Origin of the sequence: Thermococcus sp. 21S9, assembly GCF_012027635.1 — an archaeon.
Lineage (GTDB): Archaea > Methanobacteriota_B > Thermococci > Thermococcales > Thermococcaceae > Thermococcus.
This window is the reverse complement of the sequence record NZ_SNUS01000001.1, coordinates 1,363,297-1,378,332: the sequence shown is the minus strand read 5'-3', so window position 1 is coordinate 1,378,332 and position 15,036 is coordinate 1,363,297. Positions and strand designations below refer to the sequence as shown.

The following is a 15,036-nucleotide window of genomic DNA, read 5'->3' as shown; positions in this document are numbered from 1 at the left end:
CTGACCAAAAACACTTGGCCAGAGCACTGTCGAAAAATAACCGGGAGTTGAGGGTTTATAATTTTTACCGCGGAATATTTGGAAAAAGGATATAAACACCTTCTAATATACAACCAATTTGGTGTGCCAAGTGAAGAATTCAGGAACAAAAAGGGGTAGAAAACGAATAGAACTAAGTGATGAAATTAAGCACAAAATATTAACTCTGAAAAAAAGACAATTGACGATTAAAGAAATCACCGAGACTCTCAGGGAGGAGGGCATTTCGGTCTCCGAGTATCAAGTCTGGAAGGTTCTTAAACTGAGTGAGCTGGACAGATTTTATGAGGAGTTTCTGGACGTCGTTACCAGCTTTGAAAAAGTTCTGGCCGTTCTAATCATAAAAGTCGACACGAGGTTCAAGTTGCTGACCCTCATCGATGTCGCAGAATTTGCTGTACTCGACGCGGATATTCTCGAGAGAGTAACCCTTCGCGATGTCATCTCTATGCTTGAGCGGTTTAAGGACGAGCTAACCTGCGGAACTGTTCTGTACCTCGTAAGGATTCCCCCAATGGTACCTACGAGATGTAGCGAGAACAAGCTAACTAAATACCTCACCCACAGGGGGGTTGAGTATCGCTGGCTTGACGGAAGGTTCTCCCGGTATACTCAGAGATGCATTATGAAAAAACTCGGCTCCAGTCCCTGCGGACAGTCGAGGGAAGAACTTCTTAAGTGCGCTGTACAGATGGTTTCAGAAAAACTTTTTAAAGAAAAGGTTCGCTTTCGGAAATGGCTGGAGGGGCAAAAATGGGACTGCTTGAAAGGATAAAACAATTCTTGAAGACCGAAAAGACTGAAGATGAAATTAGGGGCTTTAACGAGGCGCTGACCAGACGATTCGGGTTTACCTCGTATCTGTACGCCACCAGTGAAGGGCTACCCATAATGGGGACATTTGAAGACTACGAACTCCTGTCCGCGAAGATTCCCGAGATAGTAAAAATCCTCGCAGAATTGAAACCCTCTGACGTTTACTCCATCCAGATTGGAGATGAGGTTTACACCCTCGCAAGGATAACCAGCGAGGTTCTAATGCTTGGCAAGGGGAACAAGGTCCTAACACAGGAAGAAATAAATGAACTGATACAGCTCAGCCGTTCTGAGCTCGGGATTTGAGAGAGTTATCAACAACATTGTTCAGGAACTCAACGAAGGCGACGTGGACTTCAACGGGAATTCCGTCGACGCTCACTTCCCTTTTCTTGCTGACGCCGTCAATTAGACCACTCTCAACCAGGAGCCGGACGACGAAGGCCTCTTCCCAGCCGGAGAGAAGGTTCTTTCCAAGCTCCAGTGAGGCCTGGGCAATCAGCCCGTATGCCCCCCAGTTCGAGACTGCGGAGAGGATAAGCTCGTCGGTCTCGACTGTGGAAGCTATCTTCTCCCCGTGCGGGACGTAACGAACCACCAAATCCCGAATCTTTCCCATACCAATCTCGTTGCCCCCGTCGCCGATTCCAATCGTTGGAACGCCGTGCTCTTTCGCCTCCTCCGCGACCCAGTCGAAGGTTTCTCCAACGATTGGAAGGCCGGACATGGAGTAGTGGTTGCCGTCCTGAGCCCTTCCGGGCGTTTCGACGAAGATTACGAGGTCGTAGCTTGAGACGTCCGGTTCCCCTGCAAAGCGCAGGGAAAGGGCCTTCTGGAATGGAATCATCGCGTTGATGACCTCTTCCTGAGCGAGAATCTCAGCTTCCCCACCGAGCTCCCTGACGGCACGGTATAATGCCAGCGCCCCCGGTGGACCGTCGGTTTCCGGAACGTTCATTGGAGGAATCGGAAAGCCGGTAACGATTAACACTTTTCCATAATTATCCAAAAACAGCTTTGCAGAATTATGTAAAAAATTAAAGTCCCTCCTCCTGTAGTCGAGGTAGAGCCTTCCGACGCCCCTGCCACCGACGTCAGTGTTTATCAGGTGGGCAATCATTCTTCCACCTCGTAAACGATTATCTTAACCTTCCTGCCCTTGACGGCCTCCTTGAGCTTCCACCAGAGCTCCGTTGGCTCCTCACTCCTGTGGACGAGCTTATCCCCTGGCCTTATCTCCACTTCCTTCTCCGAGTAACGGACGAAAACGCCCTCCGCCTCGAACACCTTCATACCCATCACCCCAGTATCTTCCTAAGCTCGTGGAGGGTTCTAATCTCGTAATCGGCCATGTGGTAGCCGTCCGAGCCGTCGCGGTTAATCCAGACGGCGGTCATACCAACGTGCTTGGCCCCGTAAACGTCCTGGCCGAGGGAGTCGCCAACGTAGAGAGCATCTCCAGGCTCAACACCGAGCCTTTCAAGGGCGTGGAGGAAAATCTTCGGCTCGGGCTTTATCGCCTTCACGTCCTCCCGCGTCACGATTACGTCGAAGTATTTATCGAGCCCGGTAAGTTCAAGCTTGAGCCTCTGGTACTCGGGCCCGCTCGTGACGACACCGAGCAGGTAGCCATTGCTCCTCAGCCACTCAAGGGTGGGCACAACGTCTGGATAAACGTGGAGCTTGTGGGGATACCTTCTCAGGAGTTCCTCGTAGTTGAGGTTAACGTTGAAGAGCCTGAAGAAGAAGTTCCAGTCGTGCCAGTCGTAGGTGTCCCTCCTCGCCATAATCTCGTTGAGGAACCGCTCCCTCGCTTCCTCCTTCGTGACCCCGAGCCTCTTCGCGAGCTCATCGTAGACCCAGGGAAGGAAGAGCTGAATAAGTGGCATTTCCGTGAGCAGGGTTCCGTCAACGTCAAAGAGAACCGCCTTCATTCTCCCACCCCTTCACGAGCAACGCGAGTATCTCGACGCCCCTAACGTTTTCGTCGGTCACGACACCCCAGATTATGTCCTTCTCGGCGAGGATTTCCTGGAAACGCGAGAGTATCTCGTGGGCTCCCTTCAGCGGGAAGTCGTTTCCGACGAGGATTCCGATAAGGCCCCTCTCCCATATTCCCCAGTGCCAGCTGAAGTCAACCCTATCCAGGAGGCGCATTATGCCGACGTTGCCCCCGCGAATCATGTTGAACAGGTCGGCGTAGTCTATGTTGACCAGCATCTGGTTTTCGAGGTAGTAGTAGAGCCTTGAAAAGAGCTCGGCTATCGAAACCGATGCCCTCTCGAAGGCAACGCCGAGGGGGATATCCTCGCTCAGGAAGTCCCAGAGGGAGTCGTAGAAGACGGTCTCGAAGTTATCAGCCCAAACTGGCTTCTCGTGGATGAGCTCCCTTCTCGGCGTGAGAACGTAAGCGAGCTTTATTGCGTCCGAGGGGCTGTGTTCGAGGATTAGGTCAACGAGCTCCAGGTTTATCTCCTTGTCCTCAAAGAGAAGCCACAGAAAGGTGTCCTCGGGCAGGTGCGAGAAGAAGTCCCTGATTCTCTCCGCGTAGCGCCCCGGGCGCAGAAGGTAGTGGCCGGGATTGATTGTCACCCTAACCACGCCGTCGGCGCTTATCCTGTCGACTATCCTGGCTCCAGCGTTGCCGATTCCAACAAAAAGGTGAGTGAAAGAGCGCATCGCAACCCTCACTCAAGGGTCGCGTGCTTCTTCTTCATATCCTTTTCGGTCTTCTGGAAGGTCGCCATGAGAAGGGCTATGACGCCGTCGAGGAAGACCATCGTCGAGTCCTCGAAGAGGGTTCCCATCGGGGCAACCCACTTGTACTTGGTGAGCATCTGGCGCGCTATGTAGTCGGTCGGGATGTCCGTCTTCGCCCTTCCCGGAATCTCAACGACGACGTCAGCGAGCTTTCCGAGGGTCGAGTTGGCGTAGGAGGTTATTGCCACGACCTTTCCGCCCTCTTTCTTGGCTATCTTCGCGGCATCGACTATGCTCGTAGTCTCGCCGGAACCGCTGATGGCTATGAGCAGGTCCCCAGGCTCGAAGGCCGGCGTTATGGTCTCACCGACGACGTAGACGTTGAAGTCGAGGTGCATTAGTCTCATAGCGAAGGCCTTTCCGACGAGCCCGCTCCTTCCTGCTCCGTAGATGAATATCTTGTTGGCCCCAATCATGGCATCGACGAAGCCACGAACCTGCTCGAGCTTGAGGCTATCTGCAACGTTCCCGATATGCTCAACGATATCCTTCATGGCCTTTCTGATGGTCTGCATGTACTCGCCCCAGAAGAGGTCGATTATCTGCCTCGTGACCTTCTCCGGGTCCTTGGCCTTGGTTATGGCGCTTCCGACGATGATTATCGTCGCGCCGAGCTCTATGACCTTCGGAATCGTCTCAAGATTTAAACCGCCGGCGACCGCGACGGGGACCTTAACAGCCTTGACGACCTCCTCAAGGTCCTGGAGAGGAGTTTTGCCCTGGGCCTGCTCGTCTATACCCGTGTGGACGAGTATGTAGTGAACGCCCATCTTTTCGAGCTCTTTGGCGCGCTTAACCTTATCCTTGACACCGATTAGGTCAACCATAACCCTGATTCCATACCTTCTCGCGACGTCAACGGCGTCCTTTATGGTCTTGTTGTCGGCGACACCGAGAATAGAAACGACGTCCGCTCCGTGCCTCGCGGCCATCTCGACTTCCAGGGCACCGGTGTCCATCGTCTTGAGGTCTGCAACAATCTTCCTGTCCGGGAAGCGCCTCTTGAGAAGCTCAACGGCGCGCATTCCTTCCTTCTTGATGAGTGGCGTTCCAACTTCAAGCCAGTGAGCGCCACCGCGAGCGGCCTTCTCAGCTATCGAGATGGCCTGCTCGATGTCGGTCAAATCAAGGGCGACCTGGAGTATCATGGCGAGACCTCCGAAAGGTTTTCGATTTATGGTTTCGGGGCGACTTTTTAAAGTTTGGCTTCAAAAATTTACAAGAAAATGCCAAAAATTTTCGTCAAGGTTTAAAAAAGAAGCCCCTAATCCTTTTCGGTGGGTTGAATGGTCACCTTCATTCCCTTCGGCGAGAAGCCCAACAGGGAAGGCGTGCTCTACGCGCTCCAGCTTTTGAAGAGGAACAAGCTGATTGACGACTACGTCATCGTCGAGGCCAGCCGGGTTGAGCTCCTTCCGGACAGGGTTCCCCAGGACAGGGCTTACATAATCGGTGAGCACCTCGCCACCTACGGTATAATCGACAAGCTCCGGCCCAAATTTCTAATCAGCGTCGATGCCCACACCGATTTAATGCACGACTACCTCGACCACGGCTCGTGGCTGGCCTACGCCCTTGAGCGAAGGCTAATCGAGAGGGCCGTTGTGATGGCCCCGGTTCTCATGATTCCGACAACAGAAAGAACCCAGCTCTGGACGAGGCGCGTCAAGGTCTTCCCGGCAACGCTAAGGAGCAGGAAAGTTCGCGGGAAGTGGAGGGCCTACAAGAACTTCCAGACGAACTCGGTCGAGGAGATAATGAGCGAAGCTAAGAAGTACCTCGGCGAGGAAATCTACCTGACCGTCGATATGGACGTTCTGAGACCAGAGTACAAGATAGCCCGCTTCCAGCACGGAGAACTAACGCTCGAGGAACTCCTCGAAATCCTTGAGGCAATAAAGGAGAACTTCAAAATACTCGCCTTCGACATAGCCGAGATTTCTGACAGGCTGAGGCGCTCGAGGCTCGGAAAGAAGGCCTTCTTCGAGGTCTTCCAGCTCCTGATGGGGTGATGCCATGTCGATTAGCGACGAGGAGATACGGAAGATAATCATGCCCCTGATGCTGTCCGGCGCGAAGATGCTCGACAGACACTGTCCCAAGTGTGGCTCACCGCTCTTCGAGAAGGACGGCAGAGTTTTCTGTCCGGTCTGCGAGCACAGGAAGAAGCAGATGGCGAGCGAGATGAAAGGGGTTGAGGAGAGGCTCATGGAGAAGCTCACCGAGCTTGCGAACTCAATGCCCGACGACATCGAGGAGCTTGAGAAACACTTAAGGGTTATGGAGCTGATAATCAACCTGTTGGAAAGATACAAGGCTCTGGAGGGAGGGGAATGAAGAACGTGAAGGTCCTTAAGGCCCTTGAAAACGGCCCGAAGACCGTTGAGGAGATAGCCGAAGAGACCGACATCAAGCCGATGGAGGTGAGGCGCTACCTGCTCCGCTTCGCCGAGAGCGGAAAAGTTGAAAGCTACCAGAAGGACGGCAAGCTCTACTGGAAGCTGAAGGAGAAGGACGAGCTTGAAGAGGAGTTCAAGTACGTCTGACCTCTTTTTTCATCTTCAGAATCGGAAAAGATAAGCGGAAACGAAAAGAAAGGAAATCAGACCTTCTTGGCCTTCTCCCAGTACTCGTTGAACTTGGTCTCGAAGAGGTCCTTAATCCTGAAGTCCTTAATCCAGACCTGGGTCTCGTAGTTGAAGTAGCGCGCGGCCATGTCCTCGAGGGCGAAGAAGACCTCGTCGTCGCAGATGAGCATCGGGAGGTCGAACTTGTCGAGAACCCTGAGCTCGAGCTTGCCCTTCTTGGCATATTCGAGAATCTTCGAGCCCTCAATCCTCTTGAGGACGGGCTCGGTGACGATTATCTTGGCCTTGGCGCCGTTGTCGATGGCCTTGAGGAGGTCGCTCTCGAGGTTGATGGCTATGTAGCCGTCGTCGGCGAGAAGAATCTGCTCCTTGACGTCCTCAAACATCTCCCTGGTCTTGAGGGTCGCGTTCCTGATTCCCCTGACGACCCAGACGCGCTCGACACCGTACTTCGGAATCTCGGTCTCGATGAGGGGCTTCATGAGCTGGAGGAGTTCCTCCTTCGCCTGCTTCTTGGCTTCAAGCTCCTCTGCAACGCGCTCCTGCCACTCCTCGATGAACTTCTCGAGGATGTTCTCCGGGTGAACGGGCCTGTACTTGTTGACCTTGCCCGGCTGGCTTATTGCAAAGCCCTTCTTCTCAAGGCTCCTGAGAACATCGTAGGTTCTCGGCGCGGGAACCTCGGAGACGCTGGCGAGCTCTGCCGGGGTGAGGACGCCGAAACCGACGAGGGCAACGTACGCCCTGGCCTCGTAGAGGTTCAACTCGAAGTGCTCCTGAAGGAGTTCCACCATCCTATCCTTAACCATATTTACCACCACCACATTTTCTATCTTTATTTTCGTAGGAATCTATTATAAACTTTTTCCAAACATTTGGAGTGTTGCATACAAACACACTCAGATTGCAACTGGTGACTCCCCAAGATAAAACTGGGGTTGCATGTCCATGCAAAGGCTTTACTCAAATAGGGATTTTAAGGTTTTTGGTTTTACATTCAAATAAAACAACAACCGTAAACCAAAGTTTCACTACCCACTTATACGACACGGAAAAGATGAGGAAAAATAGTTACCTAAAGTACAAAAGAGCAAACGGTGCAGTTTACACCTCCCCGTAAACGTAGCGCCTAATCTCAACGTAAAGGTCGTTCAGCACCTTCATGTAATCCGCCTTTCCTTCCTCGATTAGGTCCATGAGCTTCTCAAGTTCCCTCGTGCGCTCCTCGCTCACCAGCTCGCGGTACTTGCTGACGAGGTAGTGGTAGACCTTTATGCCCTTCTCCGTCGGAACGAGCTTCTTCCTGCCCCTCGTCTCGACAACGTAGCCACGCCGTATGAGGGTCTCAACGATTTTCGCGTACGTTGAAGGCCTTCCGATACCGCGCTCCTTCATCAGGGCTATTATGTCGCCCTGAGTGTAGAGGGAAACCTTCGGCGCCTTCCACTTCTTGGACTCAACCACTTTGAGCTTCGCCCCCTGCTCAAGCTTCGGCAACTGTCTCATGGGCGGGTTTCTGAGTTTCGTCCAGCCGTCCTTGATGATTTCGACGTAGCCCTCGAGCTCGACCTTTCCAACGCCCGCGTTTATCACCGCCCTCTCGTGGAGAACAACCGCCGGAACCATCTGGCTCGTCATGAAGCGCCTGAATATCATATCGTAGAGCCTGTAGTGGTTGCGCGTGAGGTTCCTCGGGAGCTGGATTACGCCGTCGCGAATGAGTTGCATCAACCTGCCCGTGTCGATGGGCCTCGTCGGCCTTATGGCCTCGTGCGTGCCCTCTTCACCCCAGGGCCTCGGCTTGAAGTACTCCTCGCCGAGCTCGCTCGTTATGTACTCCCTGGCGACCTCTATTCCTGCGTTGCTCACGTGGGTTGAATCGGTTCTGTGGTAGGTGATTAGACCCATCTCGAAAAGGTCCTGGGCCAAGCGCATCGTCTCAGGCGCCGAAAGCTTAAGGAAGGTGGAAGCGTCGCGGAGCATTGCATCGGTCGTGTACGGTGGAGCTGGGTTGAGCTCCCTCTCCTCGAGCTGAACCTCTTCCACAGTAACGTACTCCGGTGGCTCGACGTCCTTGCCGTCCTTTCCGAGCTCCACCGTTACCTGGAGGCCGTTTTCAAGCGTTAAGCCGAGGAAGTAGACCTCGCTCTCGCTGAACTCCTTGTACCTCTCGATAATCCAGCCGAGAACGGGCGTCTGAACCCTTCCAGCGGAGAGGTTCCGGTTCTCGAAGACCCTCTGGAGCTCCCCGCTCAGCTCGAAGCCTATCCACCTGTCCTCTATGCGCCTGACAATCTGGGCCTCGACGCGGTTCTCGTTTACGTCTCTCGCCTCTTCGATGGCCTTCAGTATGGCCGGCCTCGTAACCTCGTGGAATTCCGTCCTCTTGATGTTCGGCGTGTACGGGCTCAGAATGTTCCTTATGTCCCAGGCTATCTTCTCACCCTCCGTATCGGGGTCGGTCGCGATGAGTATCTCGTCAACCTCCTGGGCAATCTCGCGCATCGCGATGACGTTCTCAAGGGCGTCGCGGACGTTAGTGGAGCCACAGCGCGGGCAGATACCTTTCTTCTCCCAGTCAACGAACTGGTAGCCACAGTCACGGCACCGCTTTATGGTGTCGTAAACCGGAATAAACCTGAGCATGTCCTCCTCGCGCTCGATTAGGACGCCGTGGTAGCCTTCGTCGGTGACGAGGTCGAACATGTGCCCCCCGCTCGCGAGAATCGTCAGCTGTCTGTTGCCTATGCTAACCTCGTAGGCGACCAAATCACCTATGCGCCTCTTGCTCGGCCTGCCGAAGAAGTTGGCTATCGTCCTGGCCTTGTTGGGGCTCTCCACAATCATGAGGGCAGATTTGACGAGGTCTTTAACCTTCGAGCTTATCTTGCCCTCCATTACGAGCCTTACCTTCTCCCTGTCCTCATCTATCTCCCTCAGGAGTTTCTCGAGGTCGAGCTCCTCGAAGGGCACCATCTTGAACTCGGTGAAGCGCCAGCGCATCTGCCTGACAAGGCCGTTGAAGACCTTCTCGTTGTCCACTATGAGGACGCTGAGTCCCTTCGTTATTCCGCCCGCGAAGAGCCTGCTCGTCCTCCCGGTCGCCTGGATGTACGTCCTAACATCTGGAATCTCGATGAACCACTTGCCTTCTTCCTTCACGAGGCTGACGAAGGGGTCTTCCGCGAGCCTCTTGAGGACGTCCTCTTTCCTCAGAACCTCGCGCAGGAACTCAACCAGCTCGCGGAATACGTTGAGAACAGTCCGGTGGAAGTCGTTCTCGATGGGAAGGCCCTCCGCCAAGGCCTCCTCAATCTTCAGGAGCTCGAACTGCGGAATGTTTCTAATCAGCCTCCTGAGCCTCGCGTGTAGCTTTTCGGCCTTCCTCCTGTCCTCGTCGTCGAGGAAGTCCATGACCTCACTGAGAAGGCCGAGGGCGCGGTAGATGGTGGGCCTCTCAAGGTCTATCGAAAACCTGAACTTCGGGACGCCGGTGAAGACCGCGTAGCGGATTAGGTGGGGCAAATCCAGACCCCTGACTATCGAGCCGTAGTATGTTGCCACGCCGACCAGATAATCGGCCTCGCCGTTCTCAAACCTCTCAACGGCCTTCTTGTTCTTCGAGCTCGCGAGCTCAACGGCGAAGCCCCTCTCCTGGAGGTAGTTCACGAGCTCCTCGGCGTAGCTCAGCCCCTGGTCGATGGGGACAAAGATGAGGCCACCCTTACCAAGTTTCCTGAGGAGTTCCTCCACGTGCTCCTTAATGTCCTTACTCGGCTTTAAATAGCTGTCAACGACGTTCCTCAGCGCGCTCCTTCCGGAACCGACCTCAAAACCGAGAAGCTCGCGGTAGAGCTTTATCCTGTCGCCCCTCGCCGAACCGGTTGCCGAGGCGATAATCATGATTCCGATGTCGTTCTTCCTCTTGAACTCCTCAATCTCGCGCTGGAGCTTTTCTATGGCCTCGTTGAGCTCCTTGAGTTTCTCCTCCCTGTCCTGGGCGCGACCGTTCAGATAACGGCTCATCTGCTTCTTGAGCCTGATGATTTCCCAGGCCTTGCCGATGATTTCCTCGGTGAAGCCAAGGAGCAAAAGCGAGCGGTCTATGTTCTTGCTCGCCTTGAGGAAGGCGTCAACGTCGTCTACGAAGATGAAATCAAAGTGCCTGCCTTTCAGCTTCTCGTCGAAGTTTCTCGCCAACCACTGGGCGCTCGTTATGAGTATATCGTAGTCCCCGCTTTCGATTTTGGCGAGCATCTCTTCCTTTTCCTTCTTCCTGAGGTTGCCGTGGTAGTATGCAAGGTTGACGTCCAGCCCCGTCCTCTCGATTATCGCCTGGACCTTCCTGATGGTCTGGATTACAAGGGGCGTCGTGGGGACGACTATGTAGCTCTTCTTGCCCTTCGTGGCATAGTAGACGGACATGAAAGCTCCAAAGGTGCTCTTGCCCATTCCCGTTGGAGCTATAATCGAGAAGCTCCTTCCCTTGAGGAGTCTTTTGACCCACGTCCTCTGGGCGCTCCAGAACCTGAAGCCAGTAGCTCTTTCGAAGAACTTCTCAACGTCCCTGAGCCCCTTTTCGAGGGAGTATATTTCCTCCCAGGCCTTGAGCTTCTTCCTCTCCTTGAGCGCCTTTCTCACGGCCTTCACGAGCTCAAAGTAGTCCTCAGCGGTGACGGGATTATCGAGACACTCATCACAGGGGTTCTTCATCACGAGCCTTTCGTCGGAGATTCTACCCGAGCAGTTTGGGCAGGCCTCCCTGTAAATCGCCTTCATATTCCCACCCTCTAAGTTGTTATTTCCGCCGGTAGGCCCTTATAAGGGTTCCTTTTGGAGGGCGTTTTTGACATCTTCGTAGGCTTCCCTAAGCCTGCTCACGAGGGGGTAATCGTGGAAAACGGCCGACAGCTCATCGAGGGCCTCGCCGAGCGGGTGAAGGTACTCCTCTGCTTTCGTCTCGCGGATAAGCCTTAACGCGCGCAGGAAGAGCATTGCCGTCTCGCTCCCGCTCTCATCCCTTCTGAGGGAGTTGAAAAACTCAGCGAGGGTAACCTCAAGCGCCAGCCGGGGAACCTCTGAGAGGTAGGCCCACGCGAGCGATTCGGGATTCACGGGTCTCTCGCTTCCGGCGTCGAAGAACAGGCCCTTCTCGTAGGTCTCAACCACCGCGGAGACGTGGGAACAGTTTCCGCCGAGCGGGCAGGTGCAGAGGTTTTCGCCGGTGGAGAGGTCAACCTCGACGTGGTACGGGTACTCCCCCAGAACCTTGGAGTAGAGCCTATCGCCTGCCTTGACGACCCAGAGAACCCTTGTCATCTTTACCACTCCTTGGGGTTAGTCCTGGTGAATTTAAGCCTTTCGGCGAAAGGGTTTTTAACGCCGGGGAATACTATCTTCGGTGGTCATCATGAGCGACGTTTTTGAGCTGGCGAGGAGGTATCACGACGAGCTTGGAATAAAGGAGCCGAGCTTCGCCACAATGGCGGCCGAGTTCTTCGACGATTTGGGACTTAAAATGGCCGACTTCCTCAGGAAGGAGGGCTACAACGTCGTTAGCACGAAGTTCATAGACTACGACAAGAGCCTCGTCATGGACGTGACAAAAGGGGATAAAAGCTTCGAGATAACCCTGCGGAAGAGCTAACTCCCGTACTCGAAGGTTATCTCCCTCTTTTCTCCCGGCCTCAGGGTCACCGAGAATTCCACGTAGTCGGCCGTTTCGTCGAGGGGCTGAAGGCTGGCGTAGGTCACCTTACCCCACTTGTGGTGCCGGACGATGACGGTTTTCGTCTCGTTTCCGAAGTTCTGGAGGGTTATCCTGATTTTGTAGTGTTTTCCATCGTCGCTCCGCTCGAGGACGGTCGTGGTGCCCCTGAGCCCGTAGTCCCTGCCGATGCCTATCCTGACGGTATCGCCCTTCGGCGTGTGCCCGATTCTCGACTCGCCTATGAAGAGCTCCCCGTCCCGGGTTTCCCTGAAAATCTCCACGACCCCAGCTGGAAGTACTTTGTCCGTCTTGAATGAAATCGACTCATAGACGGGTCTCTCACCGCTGTAGACCCAGCTCTCGTAGAGGTACTCCCTCGTGAAAGGAGCCTTCAGCTCGACGTAGGGGTAGACCATCGTGCTCCCCGCTTTGATGTCCGCAACGCCGAGGCGGTAGAGGTAGAAGGCCTCGACCTTCTCCGGCGAGTCAACCGTTACCTCGCTCGTTTCCCCAGCCTTCGCGTAGAGAACCACGGGCGTGGTTGAAGAGCCGTAGAAATTGACATCTCCAGCGACGAGGAGAACTTTGGCATCGCTGAACTCCCTGTCGGTGGGGTTCTTTATGACAACGTAACCCCTGAGCTCGGCCTGGTCGCCGATGTACAGCCTGTACCTGCTCTCCCAGCTTACCCCGGAAACGCGGTAGGTGACGCTCACCCGGAACTTCCCGGCCTTCTCCGACCTGAGGACGGCGTAAACGCTCGACCCCTCGAGGTCCTTCGTTTTGAAGTAGGCGACCTCGTTCGGGTTTATCAGGTAGTAGCCGTCTCCCTCGACCGCTATTTTTCCGTCCCGGGTTCCGAGGTATTTCCCTGCTATGACTTCCCCGTTCTTCAGGCCGACCTCAACGTCGCTCCCAACTTTGCTCTCACCGCTACCGAAGAGACCCATGACAGAGACGCCGTCGTCGAGGGGTCTGACGCTCACCTCCGCCAGGCCCAGGCCCGAAAGCTCCTTCAGAGGAACCTCGTTTATCCCGGCCTTCAGCTCCACCTCGAAGGTTCGCTCGACGACCCCAACGCTCGCCGAGCTGTAGAGTGCAACCGTAACGTCGCTCGTCGAGGCCTTCTCACCCTGGAAGGAGAGGGCAACGAGAACAATGACAACGAGCGAAACGACCAAGGGAAAGAACCGTTTCCTCATATTGTTCACCGATTAACTTTGGCCTTTGTCCTATTTATAGCCTCCCACGGCTTCAACTGGGCTTGAACCAAAACTTTGCAAATGGAAACCCTTTTAACCTTCCCCTCTGAGTGATAAACGTCAAGCTTACGAGGTGATTGAGATGAGCCGTGTCGAAGAGGCAAGGAAGATAATCGAGAAGGCCAAGGCCGAGAACAGGCCCCTCGTTGAGCCCGAGGCGAAGGAGATACTCCGCCTTTACGGCGTCCCGGTTCCGGACTTCAAGGTCGCGACCAACGAGGAGGAGGCTGTTAAGTTCGCCCGTGAAATCGGCTACCCCGTCGTCATGAAAATCGTTTCTCCGCAGATTATCCACAAGAGCGACGCCGGCGGTGTCAAGGTCAACATCAAGAACGACGACGAGGCGAGGGAGGCCTTCAGGACCATCATGGAGAACGCCAAGAAGTACAAGCCGGACGCAGACCTCTGGGGCGTCATAATCTACAAGATGCTCCCGCTCGGCAAGGAAGTTATCGTCGGTATGATACGCGACCCGCAGTTCGGTCCGGCCATCATGTTCGGTCTCGGTGGAATCTTCGTCGAGATTCTCAAGGACGTTTCCTTCCGCGTCGCCCCGATTACCAAGGAGGAAGCCCTTGAGATGATTAAGGAAATCAAGGCCTACCCGATTCTCGCCGGAGCTCGCGGTGAGAAGCCGGTGGACATCGAGGCTTTGGCCGACATCATCGTCAAGGTCGGCGAACTCGCCCTTGAGCTTCCCGAGATTAAGGAGCTCGACATCAACCCGATTTTCGCCTACGAGGACGGCGCCGTTGCCGTCGACGCGAGGATGCTTCTCTGAGGGCTTTTGCCCTTTTTTCTCTGCTCAGATTTTAGAACTTAGCTCAAAGGGTACGGAGCTTTTGATTTTCTTTGAGTCTTATTGCAACTGGTGAGAGCATGAGGTACGTCGAGTCGGTGATAAAGGCTTTCAATTCTCCTCGAGTCTTATTGCAACTTTATTGCACGCATAATGCCCCGTGCTATTTATACGGACTTTCAATTCTCCTCGAGTCTTATTGCAACGTTCTGATTCCCGACCCGGACCATCCCATTTCTGCTGCTTTCAATTCTCCTCGAGTCTTATTGCAACACGAAAAACGCCCCGAAAAACTCATAGTATCCGAGCGACTTTCAATTCTCCTCGAGTCTTATTGCAACACCACGTATAAGCCATTCCATAGTTGAACTGCCTAAACTTTCAATTCTCCTCGAGTCTTATTGCAACCGGCGTTAATACGGTGAGAGTAACGGACCAGAGCGGAACTTTCAATTCTCCTCGAGTCTTATTGCAACAACTGGGCCGTAAAGTCTTCATTCCGGCTAAAGAGCCTTTCAATTCTCCTCGAGTCTTATTGCAACGGGGAGAATTAGAAGCGTCAGAGTTGAAACTGAACGCCTTTCAATTCTCCTCGAGTCTTATTGCAACTCTGTCGGCTTCAGCCCCCACGCTTCAATGTATTCCCTGCTTTCAATTCTCCTCGAGTCTTATTGCAACTTACCCTTCCGAGCGGACAGGGCCCGGTCAGCATTGACTTTCAATTCTCCTCGAGTCTTATTGCAACAGTTAAAGGCTCTGCTTGAGCTCCGCAAGAAATACGCTTTCAATTCTCCTCGAGTCTTATTGCAACTTAGGTTCAGTAGGAGGGTCGTCTTTCCCTTCCCCGGCTTTCAATTCTCCTCGAGTCTTATTGCAACAGGGCGCGAAATTCATTCTTTTCGCCCAACAAAGGAAGAATGGCCCCCAATATTTAAGCCTTTCTGGAGATTAATGCTAATATGGGGAAAACTTGTTGGCAGAAACGGGTCGACAAAAAGCTCTAAAAATATGGTAAAGCGGTGTCTCGCCCGTATGCAGTAACCCCAAATTGGCATTGCCAAA

At 54.0% G+C, this 15,036-nt stretch carries 16 protein-coding genes and 1 CRISPR repeat array; of the genes, 7 read left to right on the top strand and 9 right to left on the bottom strand.

Annotation, left to right across the window (positions count from 1 at the left end; genetic code table 11):
• Positions 1–121: 121 nt before the first annotated feature.
• Both E3E28_RS07770 and E3E28_RS07765 read left to right on the top strand, forming a co-directional pair.
• Entirely contained in the window at positions 122–814 is a 693-nt protein-coding gene (locus E3E28_RS07770; RefSeq protein WP_167914640.1) for a hypothetical protein, read from the top strand.
• On the top strand, positions 775–1,161 hold the full coding sequence (locus E3E28_RS07765) for a hypothetical protein (protein ID WP_167914639.1): 387 nt from the start codon (positions 775–777) through the stop codon (positions 1,159–1,161). Before E3E28_RS07770 ends, E3E28_RS07765 begins: the two co-directional genes overlap by 40 nt.
• Here E3E28_RS07765 and E3E28_RS07760 read toward each other — a convergent pair.
• From E3E28_RS07760 to hxlAB, 5 genes are read right to left on the bottom strand one after another with little or no spacing between them, the layout of a single operon-like run.
• Positions 1,136–1,975: a DUF4392 domain-containing protein gene (locus tag E3E28_RS07760; RefSeq protein WP_167914638.1), complete on the bottom strand. Its 840-nt coding sequence runs from the start codon at positions 1,973–1,975 to the stop codon at positions 1,136–1,138. The two genes, E3E28_RS07765 and E3E28_RS07760, sit on opposite strands and share 26 nt — an antisense overlap.
• Positions 1,972–2,154, bottom strand: coding sequence for a hypothetical protein (locus E3E28_RS07755; protein WP_042689052.1), 183 nt, complete (start codon positions 2,152–2,154; stop codon positions 1,972–1,974). Before E3E28_RS07755 ends, E3E28_RS07760 begins: the two co-directional genes overlap by 4 nt.
• Complete coding sequence (locus tag E3E28_RS07750) at positions 2,154–2,789, bottom strand: TIGR02253 family HAD-type hydrolase (RefSeq protein WP_167914637.1); 636 nt, start codon at positions 2,787–2,789, stop codon at positions 2,154–2,156. The genes E3E28_RS07755 and E3E28_RS07750 overlap by 1 nt, the downstream gene beginning before the upstream one ends.
• A complete protein-coding gene (locus tag E3E28_RS07745; RefSeq protein ID WP_167915324.1) occupies positions 2,770–3,534 on the bottom strand; it encodes a hypothetical protein in 765 nt (254 codons plus the stop codon). The genes E3E28_RS07750 and E3E28_RS07745 overlap by 20 nt, the downstream gene beginning before the upstream one ends.
• An 8-nt stretch (positions 3,535–3,542) precedes the next feature.
• On the bottom strand, positions 3,543–4,763 hold the full coding sequence (gene hxlAB, locus E3E28_RS07740; RefSeq protein WP_167914636.1) for a bifunctional 3-hexulose-6-phosphate synthase/6-phospho-3-hexuloisomerase: 1,221 nt from the start codon (positions 4,761–4,763) through the stop codon (positions 3,543–3,545).
• Between the two features lie 138 nt (positions 4,764–4,901).
• Here hxlAB and E3E28_RS07735 point away from each other — a divergent pair, with 138 nt between their 5' ends.
• Genes E3E28_RS07735 through E3E28_RS07725 form a run of 3 tightly spaced genes read left to right on the top strand, consistent with a single transcriptional unit; the run spans position 4,902 to position 6,161 of the window.
• Positions 4,902–5,627, top strand: coding sequence for an arginase family protein (locus E3E28_RS07735; RefSeq protein ID WP_167914635.1), 726 nt, complete (start codon positions 4,902–4,904; stop codon positions 5,625–5,627).
• 4 nt (positions 5,628–5,631) lie between these two features.
• On the top strand, positions 5,632–5,952 hold the full coding sequence (locus E3E28_RS07730) for an Sjogren's syndrome/scleroderma autoantigen 1 family protein (RefSeq protein WP_042689038.1): 321 nt from the start codon (positions 5,632–5,634) through the stop codon (positions 5,950–5,952).
• Positions 5,949–6,161, top strand: a complete 213-nt coding sequence (locus E3E28_RS07725) for an ArsR family transcriptional regulator (RefSeq protein WP_167914634.1) — start codon at positions 5,949–5,951, stop codon at positions 6,159–6,161. Before E3E28_RS07730 ends, E3E28_RS07725 begins: the two co-directional genes overlap by 4 nt.
• 56 nt (positions 6,162–6,217) lie before the next feature.
• On the opposite strand, the gene trmBL2 is transcribed toward E3E28_RS07725, so the two are convergent.
• From trmBL2 to E3E28_RS07710, 3 genes are all read right to left on the bottom strand, one after another.
• Complete coding sequence (gene trmBL2, locus E3E28_RS07720) at positions 6,218–7,012, bottom strand: HTH-type transcriptional regulator TrmBL2 (protein ID WP_167914633.1); 795 nt, start codon at positions 7,010–7,012, stop codon at positions 6,218–6,220.
• A gap of 295 nt (positions 7,013–7,307) precedes the next feature.
• A complete protein-coding gene (rgy, locus tag E3E28_RS07715) occupies positions 7,308–10,982 on the bottom strand; it encodes a reverse gyrase (RefSeq protein WP_167914632.1) in 3,675 nt (1,224 codons plus the stop codon).
• A gap of 39 nt (positions 10,983–11,021) precedes the next feature.
• Positions 11,022–11,522 (bottom strand): SWIM zinc finger family protein, encoded by a 501-nt coding sequence (locus tag E3E28_RS07710; RefSeq protein ID WP_167915323.1) that lies wholly within the window; start codon positions 11,520–11,522, stop codon positions 11,022–11,024.
• Between the two features lie 91 nt (positions 11,523–11,613).
• Between E3E28_RS07710 and E3E28_RS07705 the strand changes: the two genes are divergently transcribed.
• Positions 11,614–11,850, top strand: a complete 237-nt coding sequence (locus tag E3E28_RS07705) for a hypothetical protein (protein ID WP_167915322.1) — start codon at positions 11,614–11,616, stop codon at positions 11,848–11,850.
• Here the strand turns inward: E3E28_RS07705 and E3E28_RS07700 are convergent.
• Complete coding sequence (locus tag E3E28_RS07700) at positions 11,847–13,115, bottom strand: DUF4139 domain-containing protein (RefSeq protein WP_167915321.1); 1,269 nt, start codon at positions 13,113–13,115, stop codon at positions 11,847–11,849. The two genes, E3E28_RS07705 and E3E28_RS07700, sit on opposite strands and share 4 nt — an antisense overlap.
• A 142-nt stretch (positions 13,116–13,257) precedes the next feature.
• Here E3E28_RS07700 and E3E28_RS07695 point away from each other — a divergent pair, with 142 nt between their 5' ends.
• Positions 13,258–13,956, top strand: coding sequence for an acetate--CoA ligase family protein (locus E3E28_RS07695; protein WP_167914631.1), 699 nt, complete (start codon positions 13,258–13,260; stop codon positions 13,954–13,956).
• A gap of 58 nt (positions 13,957–14,014) precedes the next feature.
• A CRISPR array of direct repeats spans positions 14,015–14,852; the repeat unit is 30 nt; unit sequence CTTTCAATTCTCCTCGAGTCTTATTGCAAC.
• Positions 14,853–15,036 lie beyond the last annotated feature (184 nt).